The organism is Acinetobacter sp. YH01006 (assembly GCF_013420445.1).
Lineage (GTDB): Bacteria > Pseudomonadota > Gammaproteobacteria > Pseudomonadales > Moraxellaceae > Acinetobacter > Acinetobacter pseudolwoffii.
The window spans coordinates 19,283-35,632 of sequence record NZ_VOYB01000012.1; the positions used below are offsets into that span (position 1 = coordinate 19,283).

Below are 16,350 nucleotides of genomic sequence, written 5' to 3' on the forward strand. Positions count from 1 at the left end.
AGTGCAGAGTAACATAAAAAAGGAAGCTCGCAATGAATGCCCCTGCACAAATCCAGAAAGCGCAGTTTACGCAGGAAGCGTCAGCACTAAAAGGTGTAAAGCTGGATAAAAAACGTTTTGGCTGGTTGCTCAGCCCAGGTTTGCCTGTGATCGGAATGGGAATTTTGGCCGGTTATCATTTTGGCCCCAAAGCGACTAAAAAAGTCTTTGCTTTGGGCGGGCCTTTATTATTGCATGTGATTATTCCGACTCTGGATGCCCTGATTGGCGATGATGCCAACAATCCGAATGACGAACAGATTCAGGCGCTGGTCAAAGATCCGTATTATGACCGGATTGTAAAAGCCTTTATTCCCTTGCAAATGGCAGCCAACGCTTTTGCCGGCTATGTGGTGACACGTCCAAATGTATCGATACTGGATCAGCTCTTATTGGGAGTTTCCATGGGTGCGATTAACGGCATTGCGGTCAATACGGCACATGAACTGAGTCATCGTCCGCAGAAAAAAGACCATTACTGGTCGCATGCCAGCCTGATGCCTTTGGCCTATAATCATTTCCGTATTGAACATCCTTATGGGCATCATAAACGGGTGGCAACGCCAGAAGATCCAGCATCTTCACAAATGGGCGAGTCTTTTTACCGTTTCTGGCCACGCACTGTGTTTGGCGGATTAAAGTCAGCGATCCAGATTGAAAAGAAACGTCTGGAACGTAAAGGATTGAAATTTTTAAGCAAGGAAAATGAACTGTTTCATGGCTGGGCGATGAGTGCAGGCTACCATGCCTTGATGCTAAGTGCTTATGGTAAAAAGCTCATTCCTTATACACTGACTCAGGCCTTTTATGGGGTAACTCTGTTTGAAATCGTCAATTATATTGAACATTATGGTTTGAAACGCACAGAAAAAGATGATGGCAGTTATGAACGGACCTTGCCTGAACATAGCTGGAATAATAACAATATTGTGACCAATCTGTTTTTGTACCAGTTGCAGCGCCATTCAGACCATCATGCCTTTCCAAGCCGCCCATTTCAGGCACTGCGACATTTTGATGAAGCACCCGAATTACCCAGTGGTTATGCCACCATGTTGATTCCGGCTTTAATTCCGCCGTTATGGTACAAAATGATGGACCAACGCGTCTATCAGCATTATCAGGGTGACCTGACTAAGGCCAATATTCATCCAGGCAAACGTGAGAAAATTTTTAAAAAGTTTGGACTTATTTTAAGTACTGAAGCATAAACCTAGTTTTAAATAAAAAATGCGCTTCTTACAGCTAATGCCAGTCAGTTAAGGAATTGACTGGCATTTTCTTTTTCAAATTCATGATTATATCTGATAGATAAAAAAGTCATCCGCAACTGTTTGAGGCAGGACTACATTTAAAAATGATTGTTTCTGCGACAAATTTACTAGTCGATGGTGGCTGACGAGTTTTGCGGTGAGGAGTGTTGCTCCGCAAGATGCCCTCCTTGCGAAGCTTCGCTTCTCATTTGGGCGAAACCAAAGTAACAAATAATTTACAAGAATTTGATTTATAACATTAATACTCCGCATTGAATGACTAAAAATTAAAGAGTCTGTTTCTAAACTCCTTAACTGATCAGCATTACTTCTTACAGCGCATTTTTATTTAGCTATGAACCTTAAAACCAGTCAGCTTGCATATTCCTGCAGCTATCATCAAAGTTCATCAGTAACTTGGCCTGATGTTCAATTTCAGGCAATTCCCAACGGATAAAATATTGGGCTGCCTGAAACTTGCCCGCCAAAAAGTCCTGATCTTCTTTTTGATCGGAATTGCCAAATTTAAGTTGTGCCTGCTGCGCCATGTCTAAGCAGAGCCAGGCAATCATGGTTTTTCCCATCATGTCTAAATAAAGCCCAGAGTTGGCTAATGCTTCATTGATTTGGCCTTGATGCAGAGCCTGACCTAAAACCTGGGTGGTTTTTTGCACGGTAGCCAGATGTTGTTGAAAGCTTTCTGCCAGTGCGACTAACTTGGGATTCTGAATCTCAGACAACGTATGCTGGATGCGTTGCATCAACAGGCTGAGTCCCTTGCCATTGTGCTGCCAGAGTTTACGCCCAAGCAAATCCAGGGACTGAATACCATACGTGCCTTCATGAATCGGATTGAGGCGGTTATCGCGGTAGCATTGTTCGACCGGATAATCACGGGTATAACCCGCGCCGCCCAAAACCTGAATCGCCAGATCATTGGCTTTTGGGCCATAGGCTGAAGGGAAGGATTTGACCACTGGAGTGATCAGATCAAGCAAGAGGGCACTGTCCTCATCATGTGCTGCCTGATGTTCATCAATCAGACGCGCCGCAAATAAACACAGGGCCAGTGATCCTTCGACATAAGCTTTTTGTGCCAGCAGCATACGTTTGACATCACTATGCTCAATAATATTGACCGGTTTGGAATCAGGCGATTTTTCATGTGCAAGACGACCTTGCGGACGGTTTTTGGCATAGTTTAAGGATTCCAGATAACCGCGATAGCCAATCATGGCTGCGCCCAAGCCTACGCCGACACGCGCCTCATTCATCATTTTAAACATATATTTTAAGCCATGACCTGCTTCACCAATCAAATAGCCTAAGCAAGCATCATTTTCGCCAAAGCTTAAAACCGTTGAAGTCGTTCCTCTATAACCCATTTTGTGCAGTAAACCAGCCAGCTGTACATCATTGGATTCACCTATAGAGCCATCTGGATTGGTTTTAAATTTCGGCACAATGAACAGGGAAATACCTTTGACCCCTTGCGGTGCATCCTGAATCCGCGCCAGAACCAGATGAATAATATTTTCGGTAATATCCTGATCACCACCAGAAATAAACATTTTCTGGCCTTTAATGTTATAAGTTCCATCTGCCAGAGGAATAGCTTTGGTCGTTAGATCACCCAGAGAAGAACCGACATTCGGCTCGGTCATGGCCATAGTGCCGGCAAAGCGGCCGCTCAACATATGCGGTAAAAATAGCTGTTTTTGTTCCGGTGAAGCAAAGGCTTGAATCAGATTTGCCGCCGCCGCAGTCAGAAAAGAATAGGCAACAGTTGAAGGATTGGCCGCCATAAAATAGGCATTGCAGGCCATATTTAATAAAGTCGGGAGTTGCATACCGCCATGTTCATAATCATGCTGGGCACAGAGCAGGCCGGCCTCGGCAAACTGCTGCCACGCCGTTTTGACTTCAGCAATGGTTTTGACCTGCTTCCCATCAAAGCTCGGTTCATGCTGATCGGCTTTGGCATTATGCGGGGCAAAGTAATCGGTCGCGATACCCTTGGCTGTATCTAAAATACTGTCAAAGGTATTTTTATCATGCTCCTGATAACGTTCCAGTTTTGTCAGAGCTTCAAGTTTGAAGACATCATAAAGTAGAAAATTAAGATCTTTATCATTTATTAGCTCGGTCACGGTACTGTCCTGAATGTAAAATCCTTGAGATAGCGCCAAGACTAACAGTTGCTTTTATTCAGCAGGATTGTCAATAATGACATCAAACAGGTAAAAAATGACAATGAGATCAAGATGCAGCGAGTCGTAGTTTTGGGTTTTGATGGCGCTCTGGCTTCTGCCATTACCGGTGTCGTCGATTTATTTGCCATGGCCGGTGTGAGCTGGAACCGCATTCAGCAGCAGGATGTACAGCGCCTGTTTAAAGTTAGTATTGCCAGTCCTGATGGACAACCGATTCGTTGTATTAATGGTCTGGAATTACAGGCACATTGTTCCTATCAAGAGATTCAAACTGCAGATATTGTGGTGGTGCCAACCATAGCTGCACCGATTCAGGATGTATTGCAACAAAACCCTGAGCTGATCCGGTTTCTAAAATCTGCTCATGCAGATTCGACCTTAATTGCTGGAAATTGCACCGGAAATTTCTTTCTGGCAGAAGCCGGTATTTTAGATAATCGCGTGGCAACGACGCATTGGGGCTTTCAAGATATTTTCCGGACGCATTATCCGCAGGTCAAATTGAATGCCGATCTGATGATTAGCCGCGACCAGAATATCTATTGCGCGGGTGGTGGCCTGGCCTGGTTCGACTTAGGTTTGCATCTGATTGAACGTTTTTATGGCTTTGAGGTGGCCATGCAATCGGCCAAATCTTTTGTGATTGATTATCGACGCGATAGCCAGCTGTCTTATTCCTTACTCAAGATTGGACAACCGCATCATGATGAACTGGTGCAAAATGTCCAGAACTGGCTGGAGCAGCATTTTCATGAGTCTTTTAGCTTGGATGATATTGCAACACGTTTTAATGTCACCACGCGTACCTTGATTCGCCATTTTAAACAGGCACTGGACTTGCCGCCAAATCAGTATCTGCAAGCGATCCGAATTGAAGCTGCACGCAAACGTCTGGAAGAAACCGATCAGGCGGTGGATGTGATCATGCAAAATATTGGTTATCAGGACCCAAGTTCATTTCGCCGTTTATTTCATAGAAAAACTGGCTTGACGCCGTTGGAATATCGGCGCCGCTTTAGCCGTCGCTTTTAGAAGTGTTTAATAAGAAGGTTGTATTTCCCCCGCTTTACGGCCATGCAACAGGTAATACCAGATCAGACAGCTGATGGTCAGTACAGCAGAGTACAGGTAAAGTTGACGATAACCGATCTGATCCAGAAGCATGCCGAGGAAATAAGGTCCAAAACCCAAACCTGCATCTAGCGCAATAAAGAAGGTTGAAGTCGCCAGCCCCATACGCTGCAAACTGGTACTTTTTACCGCAATGGTCTGACAGACGGACTGGAGATTACCAAAGCCAAAACCAAGCAGTGCGGCGCTGGCCAATAACATCGTAGCATTATGGGCCTGACTGAGTAATAAAATTCCTAAGGCCATAATCACAATGGCCGGATAGATGATGATGTTTTCACCTTTACGATCCATTAGCGGGCCGGTAAATGGACGTGAAAGCAAAATCGCAATGGCATACATCAGAAAGAAAAAAGAAGCCGTTTCGACTAAATTAATCTCTTTGGCATAGAAATGAATAAAAGATAAGACGCCGGAATAGCAGGTTGCCACAATCAGAACAATCATCGAAATCGGCAAAGCCTTGGGTTCAATATATTGCGCCAGTCTGCTAGATGACTGATTTTCTATATGATTGACTGGATTCGTTATTTTAATCTGTGGCGGCTGAATAAACAGGCTGCAAATCAGGCAGCTGAGTGCGACTACACTGGTAAAAACAAAAATCACCTGATAGTTAAAATTTGACATTAGCCAGATGCCTAAGAAGGGGCCAATCGCCGTGCCAAGTGTGCTGCTCATACTAAAATAACCAATGCCTTCACCACGTCGAGTCGCAGGAATGGTCTGGGCAATCACGGTGCCTAATACCGTTGAGGCCACACCCATCATAAAACCGTGCATCAGACGGATGCCCAGTAAAATTTCCAGCTTGGCCGGAATCAGATAGAGGCCAGAAAAAAGCAGAAAACCTGTCAGACCGGCCACAAGCGTAATTTTTAGGCCCAAACGGTTTAGCAGTTTCCCGATAATAAGACGGCCGAATAAGGTACCGACAATAAACAAGCCAGAAACCAGCCCTGCCTGTGCCGTGGTTGCACCTAATTCTGCTACCGAGTAGCCGACAATCACAATCACCAGCAAATAAAACACCAGCACCAACTGGAAATTCACCAGACTGATCAAAATAAAATTGGGAGTCCATAAAGGCGTTTGTTCTTGGCTCATTAAAGTCGATCCTGCGAAGCGGGTTGTAACTGCTGAATGAGCTGCATCAAGATATTTTTACTACTTTCAATATCATCTGAGGCAATTTGCTCAAGCAACTGCTTTTCAAATGCCTCAATCTGTGTGGAACCCAGGGCAAAAGTCTCGACTCCTTGCTCACTCAGTGTGAATAGCTTCTGACGCTTGTCTGCAGTTTCGAGTTGGCTAATTAGACCGAGTTCCACTAAATTCTGGATACGTTTACTGATGCTGGGTTTAGATACGTTCAAATAATGAGAAATATCCATCAGGGTACATTGCTGATGCGTCTGAATCACATACAGCACTTGCCATAAGGAATAATTTAACTGTGAAGATAATAAAATCGTATTTATTTCATCACTGAGTAACCGTGCACAACGTAATAACAAGGCGCGAAATGGAAGAGAGGCAGAAGGCATATAGTTAACCTGGCTAACTAATTTAGAGCCAATTTACGCCTATTTGGGGGATTACACAAGTGGTCACCGTTCAATTAAATATTCACTTGCATATTTAATTAAATAGCGCTTACACATTGTTAACTTGAGTAAAAAATAACCGACAAAAGTCTACATATTGCCAAGCCAAATTAAGCCTAAGCTAAGACCAAGAAAAAACACTTCACTAATAAATCTAAGCAAGGCTCCTACAAATAATTATATATAGGTGAAATGTATGACCCTGGGTTTAACCGCATTAGAGTTAGCGCGAATACAATTCGCCTTTACTGTCTCTTTTCATATTATTTTTCCTGCAATCTCAATCGGATTGGCCAGCTTTTTGGCGATTCTGGAATGGCGCTGGCTCAAAACCCAAGACCCGATTTATCGGGATCTGTTTAAGTTTTGGGTGAAAATCTTCGCTGTAGCATTTGGGATGGGCGTGGTCTCTGGCGTGGTCATGAGCTATCAGTTCGGCACCAACTGGAGTGAATTCTCCCGGATTGCAGGTGGCGTGACTGGCCCATTACTGGCCTATGAAGTTCTTACCGCCTTTTTTCTGGAAGCGGGCTTTTTGGGAATTATGCTCTTCGGCTGGGGACGGGTGGGGCCACGTGCACACTTTTTCTCGACCTTGATGGTCGCGGTAGGCACCTGTATCTCGATGTTCTGGATTTTATCCTCCAATAGCTGGATGCAAACGCCGCAAGGCTTTGCCATCGAAAATGGTCTGTTTGTCCCCAAAGACTGGATCGCCATCGTATTTAACCCGTCATTTCCCTACCGTTTGGCGCATATGGCCATTGCTGCCTTTTTGGTTTCTGCATTGCTGGTGGCAGCCACAGCAGCCTGGCATCTTATTCAGGGCCGTCGTGATGCCTTGGTCAAAACTTCATTTTCCATGGCAATGTGGCTGATTCTGGCACTTGCGCCGCTACAGGTTTTGGTGGGTGATGTACATGGTCTAAATACGCTTGAACATCAACCCGCCAAACTGGCGGCAATGGAAGGTCATTGGGAAACCAATCATGATGGCGGCATGCCTTTATATCTGTTTGGACTGCCAGATATGCAGGCTGAGGAAACCAAATATGCCATCGCCATTCCTAATCTGGGCAGCTTGATCCTGACACATTCCATGGACGGTACTGTCACCGGCTTAAAGGATTTTGTACCTGAAGACCGTCCTAATTCGGCAATCGTGTTCTGGAGTTTTCGGATCATGGTCGGGCTAGGAATGTTGATGCTACTGCTGGCAATCTGGGGGGCATGGTCACGTAAAAAAGGTCGCTTTTATGAATCCCGAGGATTACATCGGTTTGCCCTGATTATGGGGCCTTCCGGTTTTATTGCCATGCTGGCTGGGTGGTTTACGACGGAGGTTGGCCGTCAACCCTGGGTGGTCTATGGCATCATGCGTACCAAAGATGCCCTATCGCCGGTATCGGCAGAGCAGGTAGGCTTGACCCTGATTATCTTTGTCGTGGTCTACTGTGTGGTCTTTGGCGCCGGTATTTATTATATGTTGCGACTCATGCACAAAGGCCCGGAATTTATTCATTCTACACCCCCACATGAAATTGATAGTGACGTAATTCAGGCATCTCGCCGGCCATTGAGCAGTATTCGCGAGAGTATTGAGGATGGGGCCGATAATGCAGATCAGGAGAATAAAAAATGATTGATTTGTCATTGATTTGGGTGGTGATCATCGCCGTTGGTGTCCTGATCTATGTCATTCTGGATGGTTTTGATCTGGGCATTGGCATTCTATTTCCGTTTTTTCCGCATCAGGATGACCGTGATGTGATGATGAATACTGTTGCGCCTGTCTGGGATGGCAATGAAACCTGGATGGTATTGGGTGGCGCAGGTTTATTTGCAGCATTTCCGCTGGTCTATTCCACCGTATTATCTGCACTGTATATGCCGATCATCCTGATGGTGATTGCGCTGATCTTCCGTGGTGTTGCTTTTGAATTCCGTTTTAAGGCCAATCGCAGTAAACATTGGTGGGACAAAGCCTTTATTGGTGGTTCTGCGCTGACCAGCTTCCTGCAAGGGGTGATTTTAGGCGCTTATATTCAGGGAATTGAAACCCGAAATGGCATTTATGCGGGCGGCGGGCTGGACTGGTTGACACCATTTAGCCTGTTTACCGGTCTGAGTGTCATGGTGCTGTATGCTGCCTTAGGCTGTGGCTGGCTGATTTTTAGAACGGCCGATCAGTTACAAGACCGTATGTATCAGCTAATGCCAAAAATGATTATCGCCTTATTGATTATCCTGGGCGCTGTCAGTATTTATACGCCGCTGACTCATCCGCAGATTGCGGAACGCTGGTTTAGTCAGCCACAATTTATGTATCTCATGCCCGTGCCGATCTTAGTCCTATTATTTACCTGGCTGGCTTTACGTGCCTGCAAACAACGTAAGGAACTTAGCCCATTCATGTACATGCTGGTGCTGGTTTTTCTGGCCTATACCGGATTTCTGATCAGTCTCTGGCCTTATATCATTCCACCGTCAGTGACCATCTGGGAGGCGGCAGCGCCAGAAAGTAGTCAATTATTTACCTTAATTGGTGCTTTATTACTTATTCCAATCATTCTGATTTATACCGGCGTGTCGTACTGGGTATTCCGCCATAAAGTGCGGGTCGGGGATGATGGCTATCATTAAGGAGCAACAATGAAAGGGAAGCAGATATTATGGTTTGTGGGCCTATGGATTTTAGGCTTCGTTACTCTGGCTTTAATTGCAGGCGCATTCAGGTTTTTTGTCCATCTGGCGTATTAATTTAAAAATTAAAAAGTGATCTGGCGAGCCGGATCACTTTTTAATAGCGAAGAGAAATCAGCAAAGATTAGGATTTTACCTGTTTTCGATACACACTTGGGCGTACAGGTCGGCTACTTTTCCAGAGTCCTTTTTTCTGTTTTTTGGCTTTGTTTTGCAAGTCCAGCATATAGCGTAAATGGTTTTTATCTTTAATATAATCTTCGTAGACCCATGCTGCGCCGCGTTTCACGATTTCTTCATTGATATTTTTACGATAGCGGTAAACGACGCCGACGCAGCGACCATAACGGTCAATATCTGTAATTTTCACGCGAACTATTTTGTTTTTCACCATGCTTTTAACTAGACGCTGTGACTCTTTGCCATAGCTTTGGCTGGATTCTGGCGCATCCACATAGGCAAAACGTAGTCTGGTTTCAGAACGTCTAATATTGAAACGGTAGCAGGTGAGGGTATCCCCATCGCTAACCGCCTTAACACGACACCAGTATTTCTGTCCTTTTTTAAAGGGACGAAATATATCCTTGAGGTAAATGGTGAGTTTGTGCAGCAAATAATAGGAAAAGCATAAGGCAAATAAACCCAGCACAATTTGCCAGGTGGGAGAAAGAGGCAACAAGCTAAAATCCAGATCATCAAAAGAAGCTGTAGAAGAACAACAGCAAGCAGATGCATGATTGTAGAGGAAAGCCCCAAGCACTAGAGTTCAAAAGCTAAACAGTCAGTGTTTCATTTTGTATTTATAAATAGCCTAAGCAATTTAGGTTGAGCCTGACATTTCAGGCTACAATACCAACCATTAGAATAGCCTAAGCAAAATTCATATCTACTTAAAATAGCCTAAGTAAAAATGTTATTAATTTCGCTTCGCAAAAATTGATGTCTCTTATTTTCCTGTAAATCTTTGTGCCAATACATTCCCATATTAATCTTAGGCAGTTGCACAGGCACTTCAAAAAAATTCAGAATTTTGGCTATCTGTAAATGTTCTAAGATATTGCGTGGCATAGTCAACATCGCTTGGGGATATTGCTCCAAAATTTGCAACGCAGTTGAATAATGCTGACAGCGTAAAAAAATTTGTCTTGAAAGCTGCTTACGGCTCAAATACAGATCTTCAATTAAGATACCTGTACGGCGAGACGATACGCCTATATGTGGGGAGGAAAGATAGGATTGTTCTGAAATTTTATTTTGCTGCGTACAGACGACAAATTCATCTTGTACTAAGGGTTCAAACTGAATTTTATCTCCCAGTTTTTGCTCAAGATCCATGACAAAATCGACCTGCTGCGCTGCCAGGTCAGCACTGATATTTTTACGATCCAGTTTGATGCTACTAAACTGAATATCCAGATTCATTTTCTGAAAATGTGCCACCAACTTTGGAAAAATCATTGGTTCAATTTCATCATGTACGGCAATTTTTAAACTTTGCACCATATTTGGTTGAAATTGTTGATGCTGAATAGAAATACTTTGAATCGTCATCAGGGCATTTTTAATGGCGGGATAAATCTGTTCAGCAAACGGCGTGGGTTGCATTTTTGCACCAAAACGTACGAACAGATCATCCTGCAACTGATTTCTGAGCCGCTGCAAAGCGTGACTGGCAGCAGATTGGGTGATACATAATCGCTGTGCTGCTTTAGAAATACTGTTCTGTTCAAAAATAGCGACAAAAAGTGGATATAAATTGATATCTATACGATGGAAAACACTCATATCCATCAGTGTTTTATTATGAATGCTATGCATGATAAGCTATGGATTAAAATCATTTTATTCATAATAGTTTTTAAGTTAAGGTCTTGTAAAGCAGAATACAAAATATCCAGAGGGAAATAGCCATGTTTGAGTTATCCGCACGCGCACAAGACTATGTTGAACGGACTAAAAAATTTATTAAAGATGAAATCGACGCCGTTGAAGCCGATTTTTGGCAGCAAGTGCATGAGTTAAATCAAGGCAGTGACTGGACCAAATGGCAATGGCCGACTGAACTGGAAACTTTAAAAGCCAAAGCCAAAGCAGCAGGGCTGTGGAATATGTTTCTGCCATGTCCTGAACTGGGCCAAGGTTTATCAGTCAATGAATATGCTCATATTGCCGAGCTTTCGGGCCGTAGCCTGATTGCACCGACCGTATTTAACTGTAATGCGCCAGACAGCGGCAATATGGAAGTCCTCTGGCGTTATGGCTCTGAAGAACAGAAACAGCAATGGCTTCTGCCATTACTTGAAGGCAAAATCCGTTCTGTATTTTGTATGACTGAACCGGCGGTGGCTTCTAGTGACGCGACCAATATGCAAGCAACGGCGGTCATCGAAGGCGATGAAATTGTTCTGAATGGCCGTAAATGGTGGTCATCAGGTCTGGGCGATCCTAATGCCAAAGTCATTATTTTTATGGCGCATACGCCAGATGAAAGCAAAGACCGTCATCATCAGCATTCCATGGTTCTGGTTCCTGTCGATACGGCGGGTGTGAAAATCGAAAGAATGTTACCGGTATTTGGCGACTATGATGCACCGCATGGTCATGGTGAAGTCAGTTTTGAAAATGTCCGCGTTCCAGTTGCCAGTTTTATTGGTGGTGCCGGCCAAGGCTTTGAAATTGCTCAAGGTCGTCTCGGGCCAGGCCGTATTCACCACTGTATGCGTTGTATCGGCGCTGCGGAAAAATCTTTGGAGCTGATGATTGACCGCGGTATGAGCCGGACTGCCTTTGGTAAAGAAATTTTAAAACTGGGAGGCAATCTGGAACGTGTTGCTGAAGCACGGGTCGCGATTGATCAAGCACGTCTTTTAACCTTGTATGCAGCCTATAAAATGGATACTTTAGGGAATATGGCGGCTTTGACTGAAATCTCGGCCATTAAAGTGGTTGCGCCAAGTGTATTAGAAAAAGTAGTAGACATGGCCATACAAATTCACGGTGGTGCTGGTGTCTCCCGTGATACGCCACTCACCGGATTCTTTGCTCAGGCACGTGCCCTACGTTTGGCGGATGGACCAGATGAAGTGCATAAAGGTATGATCGCAAAACTGGAACTGGCTAAACGTGGTTACAGTACACGCCATAAAAAATAAGCTTAAACACGATATAAAGTTTGAAGACATTTGAAAAAGAATTGAAGGAAAAATTATGGCAGTTATTGATGTCGGTGGATCGGTTCGTGCAGGTGAGGAACTGGATGTTCAGGCTGTAGGAAACTGGCTGATTGGGCAGGGAGTTCAACTTGAAGGTCCGGTCGAAGTTACTCAATATTCGGGTGGCGCATCGAACTGGACTTATCGTCTGAAATATACCAATGCCGATCTAATTCTGCGTCGTCCACCCAAAGGTACCAAAGCCAAATCTGCCCACGACATGGCCCGTGAATTTAAGGTTCAGCACGCACTTTCCGAGTTTTATCCAGTATTACCAGAGATGGTGGCACTTTGTCAGGATGAATCCGTGATTGGCTGCGACTTCTATGTGATGAAACGCATTGAAGGCATTATTCCACGCGCCAATTTACCCAGAGAACTGAATTTTAATGAAGCTCAGGTACGTGAACTGTGTATTAACGTCATTGATAAGCTGATTGAGTTGCATCAGGTGCCTTATGTGGGTACTGAACTGGAGAAATTAGGCAAAGGCGAGGGCTATTGTCATCGTCAGGTAGATGGTTGGGATGCACGTTATGCCAAAGCCAAGACCTTGAATGTGCCATCTTTCAGATATGTCCGTCAGTGGCTTAAAGACAATACCCCAGTGGATGCTAAAACCTGTCTGATTCACAATGACTGGCGTTTTGATAATGTCATTTTAGATCCAAACGATCCGACTCAAGTCATTGGCGTTCTGGATTGGGAAATGGCGACACTCGGTGATCCATTGATGGATCTGGGTTCAGCTTTGGCTTACTGGGTTGAAGATACGGATAATGCAATTTTTAAAGCCACACGTCGTCAACCCACCAACTTAAAAGGCATGTTTAGCCGTAAAGAAGTGGTGGATTATTATCTGGAAAAAACCGGATTAACCCCTGAAAACTGGACCTTCTATGAAGTCTTTGGAGTTTTCCGTTTGGCGGTGATCGCGCAGCAAATTTATTATCGCTATTATCATAAACAGACCAATAATCCAGCATTTAAAGATTTCTGGATTGTGATTCATGCCTTGCATATTCGTGCCTTAAAACTGATTGGCCGCCAGAAAATTGAGGCCAATGATATTGCACAGAAATATATGACCAAATTTAAGGAGTTGATGCCGAAATGACGACGATTTATTTAATCCGCCATGGACAGGCGTCTTTCGGTGCAGAAAGCTATGACAAACTTTCTCCAAATGGTGAATTACAAGCCAAATTATTGGGTCGCTATTTTGATGAAATTTTAAAAGAAGCACCTTATGTGGTGGCAGGCTCCATGCAGCGTCATCAACAAACGGCGCAATTGGCCTTGGCTGAATGTTTTCCTGAAAGTGAGCCAGTTACAGATTCAGCCTGGAACGAATTTAATCATCAACAAGTCTTTGCTCAATATGAGCCACGCTTTAATCAACCTGAACTGTTGAAAGAAGATGTATCGCAGCATGCCAATCCACGCGCCTATTTAAGTAAAATTTTTGAAGGTGCAATTGAGCGCTGGACTGGCGGTAACTATCACCATGAATATGAAGAATCCTGGCCGGATTTCAAACAGCGGGTGGAAACGGCATTGCAGCATTTGTGTGATGATCTGGCTGAAAAGAAACCGCGCTATGCTGTAGTGTTTACGTCGGGCGGAGTCATTTCGGTTGCTGCGGGCAAAATTCTCGGTTTGTCTCCGAATAAAACTTTTGCTTTAAACTGGGCAATTACCAATACCAGCATGACCACGCTACGTCTGGTAGGCAACCAACCCCAGCTATTAAGCCTAAATGAACATCATTATATTAAAGCGCAACGTCCGGATTTATTGACCTGGATTTAAATCTATATTGCAAATCTGATTGCTTAGAAAAATAAAGGAATAAGGTAAAACACATGGCAAAAACAATTTTAATTACTGGTGCAAGTTCAGGAATTGGTGCAGGTATGGCACGCGAATTTGCTCAGAAAGGCTATAACCTGGCCATCTGCGCGCGTCGCCTGGATCGTTTGGAAATACTTAAACAAGAGTTGGAGAGTCAATACGGCATTCAAGTAATTGCTAAAACTTTAGATGTCACTAATTATGATCAGGTCTTTGACGTATTTCGTGCTTTTAAACAAGATTTTGGCACGATTGACCGAGTGATTGTCAATGCCGGAGTCGGTGAAGGCCGTCGTATTGGCAAGGGCAACTTTGCCATTAATAAGGCCACAGTTGAAACCAATTTCATTTCGGCCTTGGCACAATGTGAAGCAGCAGTAGAGATTTTCCGGGCGCAAAATTCAGGCCATCTGGTCATGATTTCTTCAATGAGTGCCATGCGCGGTATGCCTAAACATTTAACCGCTTATGGTGCAAGTAAGGCAGGTGTTGCACATCTGGCCGAAGGGATTCGTGCCGAACTGATTGATACACCAATCAAAGTCACCACAATTTTCCCGGGCTATATTCGTACCGAACTTAATGAAGGCGCCAAGAAACTGCCATTTGAAGTGGATGAAAAAACCGGATCGCGTTTACTTGCTGCTGAAATTGAAAAAGCGCCAGTAAAGGCTTATGTGCCAAAATGGCCATGGCTGCCATTGGGTCTGGCGATGAAAATATTGCCGCTGAAATTGGTGAATAAATTAGGCTAAGGTTTAAAATCTAAAAGCTCCATAAGGGGCTTTTTACTTTTCTAGAACTTCAGAACTTTTTTTGCTGGTAATTTCACTTGAAAAAATTGCTTTGCAAAGTCAAAGCTAATGCTAGCGTTAGCAAAGTTGCAGATAAAAATGTGCCAAATACATGCACTATCCTGTGTAAAGAAAACAAAGCTCGTTAATTCGATTAATCAGGATCAGGTAGTTTGATAAGCTTTTAATAATGAAATATTTATTATTTCAAGGCAAACCAAGTTTAATTAATATAGAGATAAATTGCTGTTAAAAAACAGATTTTTTAGAGACTGAATCTCATAAAAAATTACGCATGACCTCCCTGTATTTTTATTCATCTTAGAAAAAGTGCCAAAATTGTCCAAAACTTGGACATACTCGCTCGGACAGTCAAAAGATCACTTCTCTTTTTTTTAATTTCCTTTAATGTGCAACTGTCCAGAAATTAAAGGTTCTCTATATGTCTACATCTTCAGAGATGACAGACCAGCAGCGTATCTCCAAAGTTAGAACTGTGGTGACACAGGCAGGTGAAGATTTACGTAACCGTTATCCAATATTGAAACATCAAAATTTTATTGGTGCCAGTATTCTCGGTTTTGCCTGGATCGGTATGGTTTTATGCGCATTGGCCTATGCCTATGGCTATCTTTCTGTATGGCTGACGATTCCTTTAATTGCAATTTTTGCTTCATTAACGCATGAATTAGAGCATGACTTAATTCATTATATGTATTTCAAAAAAACGCCCTGGGCACATCACTTGATGCTGGCTTTGGTGTGGTTGGCGCGTCCAAATACCATTAGTCCGTGGGCACGTCGTCGTTTACACCTGCATCATCATAAATATTCTGGAACTGAACATGATCTGGAAGAACGTGGAATCAGCAATGGTATGCCCTGGGGAATTCGCCGGATTTTGATCATCAGTGATCAATTGATGTCGGTTTATCTGCGTCCTTTTCAGATGTTTAAAATGATCCATCTTTTTCTGGAAAAACAGCCTGAAAAAGAACGTAAAATTGCCATGATTTCCCAGCTATTGGGCTTTGTGCCATTAAGCATTCTTTATTATGGCTTATTTTATTTATTTGTCGTGTTCCATGTTTCAAATGCAATCGTGCCTTTATTTGGCTATGAGATGCGCTGGTCGCAAGTCGTAATCGAAGCAATGCCAATCATTAATTTTATTGCAGTCATCTGGCTGATTCCCAATTTTATCCGTTCATTTAGCCTGCAATTTGTCAGCTCGAATATGCATTATTATGGCGATATTGATCCGAGGGATGTCATCAAGCAAACACAAGTACTGACGCCTTGGTGGATGATGCCATTTCAGTTGTTTTGCTGCAATTTTGGGGCCACGCATGCGATTCATCACTTTGTCGTTAAAGAGCCTTTTTATATTCGTCAAATGACCTCGAAAACGGCGCATAAAGTGATGAAAGAAGTGGGCGTACGTTTTAATGACCTGGGCACATTTAAACGTTTAAACCGCTGGAATGATATTCAAACAAAATAAAACTAAATTAAAAAAATCCTGCAAATGCAGGATTTTTTTA

The 16,350-nt window shown here is 43.5% G+C and carries 15 protein-coding genes; 10 read left to right on the top strand and 5 right to left on the bottom strand.

Annotation, left to right across the window (positions count from 1 at the left end; all coding sequences use genetic code 11):
* Window positions 1-32 precede the first annotated feature (32 nt).
* Window positions 33-1,250, top strand: coding sequence for an alkane 1-monooxygenase (locus tag FTT73_RS11040; RefSeq protein WP_005170714.1), 1,218 nt, complete (start codon window positions 33-35; stop codon window positions 1,248-1,250).
* Window positions 1,251-1,654: 404 nt separating this feature from the next.
* On the opposite strand, the gene FTT73_RS11045 is transcribed toward FTT73_RS11040, so the two are convergent.
* Window positions 1,655-3,442 carry an acyl-CoA dehydrogenase gene (locus FTT73_RS11045; RefSeq protein ID WP_180077796.1) on the bottom strand — a complete coding sequence of 596 codons (1,788 nt, stop codon included), beginning with the start codon at window positions 3,440-3,442 and terminating at the stop codon, window positions 1,655-1,657.
* Between the two features lie 114 nt (window positions 3,443-3,556).
* Here FTT73_RS11045 and FTT73_RS11050 point away from each other — a divergent pair, with 114 nt between their 5' ends.
* A complete protein-coding gene (locus tag FTT73_RS11050) occupies window positions 3,557-4,537 on the top strand; it encodes a GlxA family transcriptional regulator (RefSeq protein ID WP_005097027.1) in 981 nt (326 codons plus the stop codon).
* Between the two features lie 6 nt (window positions 4,538-4,543).
* On the opposite strand, the gene FTT73_RS11055 is transcribed toward FTT73_RS11050, so the two are convergent.
* Together FTT73_RS11055 and FTT73_RS11060 are read right to left on the bottom strand one after the other, a co-directional pair.
* Entirely contained in the window at window positions 4,544-5,743 is a 1,200-nt protein-coding gene (locus FTT73_RS11055) for an MFS transporter (RefSeq protein WP_005097026.1), read from the bottom strand.
* Window positions 5,743-6,183 carry a MarR family winged helix-turn-helix transcriptional regulator gene (locus tag FTT73_RS11060; protein ID WP_005170722.1) on the bottom strand — a complete coding sequence of 147 codons (441 nt, stop codon included), beginning with the start codon at window positions 6,181-6,183 and terminating at the stop codon, window positions 5,743-5,745. The genes FTT73_RS11055 and FTT73_RS11060 overlap by 1 nt, the downstream gene beginning before the upstream one ends.
* Window positions 6,184-6,439: 256 nt before the next feature.
* On the opposite strand from FTT73_RS11060, the gene FTT73_RS11065 reads away from it, so the two are divergent.
* From FTT73_RS11065 to FTT73_RS16380, 3 genes are read left to right on the top strand one after another with little or no spacing between them, the layout of a single operon-like run.
* A complete protein-coding gene (locus FTT73_RS11065) occupies window positions 6,440-7,885 on the top strand; it encodes a cytochrome ubiquinol oxidase subunit I (protein ID WP_005097024.1) in 1,446 nt (481 codons plus the stop codon).
* The gene (cydB, locus tag FTT73_RS11070; protein ID WP_005097023.1) at window positions 7,882-8,886 is read left to right on the top strand and encodes a cytochrome d ubiquinol oxidase subunit II; all 1,005 of its coding nucleotides are present in this window, start codon (window positions 7,882-7,884) and stop codon (window positions 8,884-8,886) included. The genes FTT73_RS11065 and cydB overlap by 4 nt, the downstream gene beginning before the upstream one ends.
* 9 nt (window positions 8,887-8,895) lie before the next feature.
* Window positions 8,896-9,003 (top strand): DUF2474 domain-containing protein, encoded by a 108-nt coding sequence (locus FTT73_RS16380; protein WP_100328576.1) that lies wholly within the window; start codon window positions 8,896-8,898, stop codon window positions 9,001-9,003.
* 67 nt (window positions 9,004-9,070) lie between these two features.
* On the opposite strand, the gene FTT73_RS11075 is transcribed toward FTT73_RS16380, so the two are convergent.
* Window positions 9,071-9,625 carry a thermonuclease family protein gene (locus FTT73_RS11075; RefSeq protein WP_005170726.1) on the bottom strand — a complete coding sequence of 185 codons (555 nt, stop codon included), beginning with the start codon at window positions 9,623-9,625 and terminating at the stop codon, window positions 9,071-9,073.
* A 221-nt stretch (window positions 9,626-9,846) separates the two neighbouring features.
* A complete protein-coding gene (locus FTT73_RS11080) occupies window positions 9,847-10,764 on the bottom strand; it encodes a LysR family transcriptional regulator (protein ID WP_074382731.1) in 918 nt (305 codons plus the stop codon).
* 92 nt (window positions 10,765-10,856) lie between these two features.
* Between FTT73_RS11080 and FTT73_RS11085 the strand changes: the two genes are divergently transcribed.
* From FTT73_RS11085 to FTT73_RS11105, 5 genes are all read left to right on the top strand, one after another.
* On the top strand, window positions 10,857-12,098 hold the full coding sequence (locus FTT73_RS11085; protein WP_180049330.1) for an acyl-CoA dehydrogenase family protein: 1,242 nt from the start codon (window positions 10,857-10,859) through the stop codon (window positions 12,096-12,098).
* Between the two features lie 55 nt (window positions 12,099-12,153).
* Window positions 12,154-13,275: a phosphotransferase family protein gene (locus tag FTT73_RS11090; RefSeq protein WP_180191432.1), complete on the top strand. Its 1,122-nt coding sequence runs from the start codon at window positions 12,154-12,156 to the stop codon at window positions 13,273-13,275.
* Window positions 13,272-13,970, top strand: coding sequence for a histidine phosphatase family protein (locus FTT73_RS11095; protein ID WP_180191433.1), 699 nt, complete (start codon window positions 13,272-13,274; stop codon window positions 13,968-13,970). Before FTT73_RS11090 ends, FTT73_RS11095 begins: the two co-directional genes overlap by 4 nt.
* A 53-nt stretch (window positions 13,971-14,023) precedes the next feature.
* Window positions 14,024-14,767: an SDR family oxidoreductase gene (locus tag FTT73_RS11100; RefSeq protein WP_005097014.1), complete on the top strand. Its 744-nt coding sequence runs from the start codon at window positions 14,024-14,026 to the stop codon at window positions 14,765-14,767.
* A 481-nt stretch (window positions 14,768-15,248) separates the two neighbouring features.
* Window positions 15,249-16,310 carry a fatty acid desaturase gene (locus FTT73_RS11105; protein ID WP_074382733.1) on the top strand — a complete coding sequence of 354 codons (1,062 nt, stop codon included), beginning with the start codon at window positions 15,249-15,251 and terminating at the stop codon, window positions 16,308-16,310.
* Window positions 16,311-16,350 lie beyond the last annotated feature (40 nt).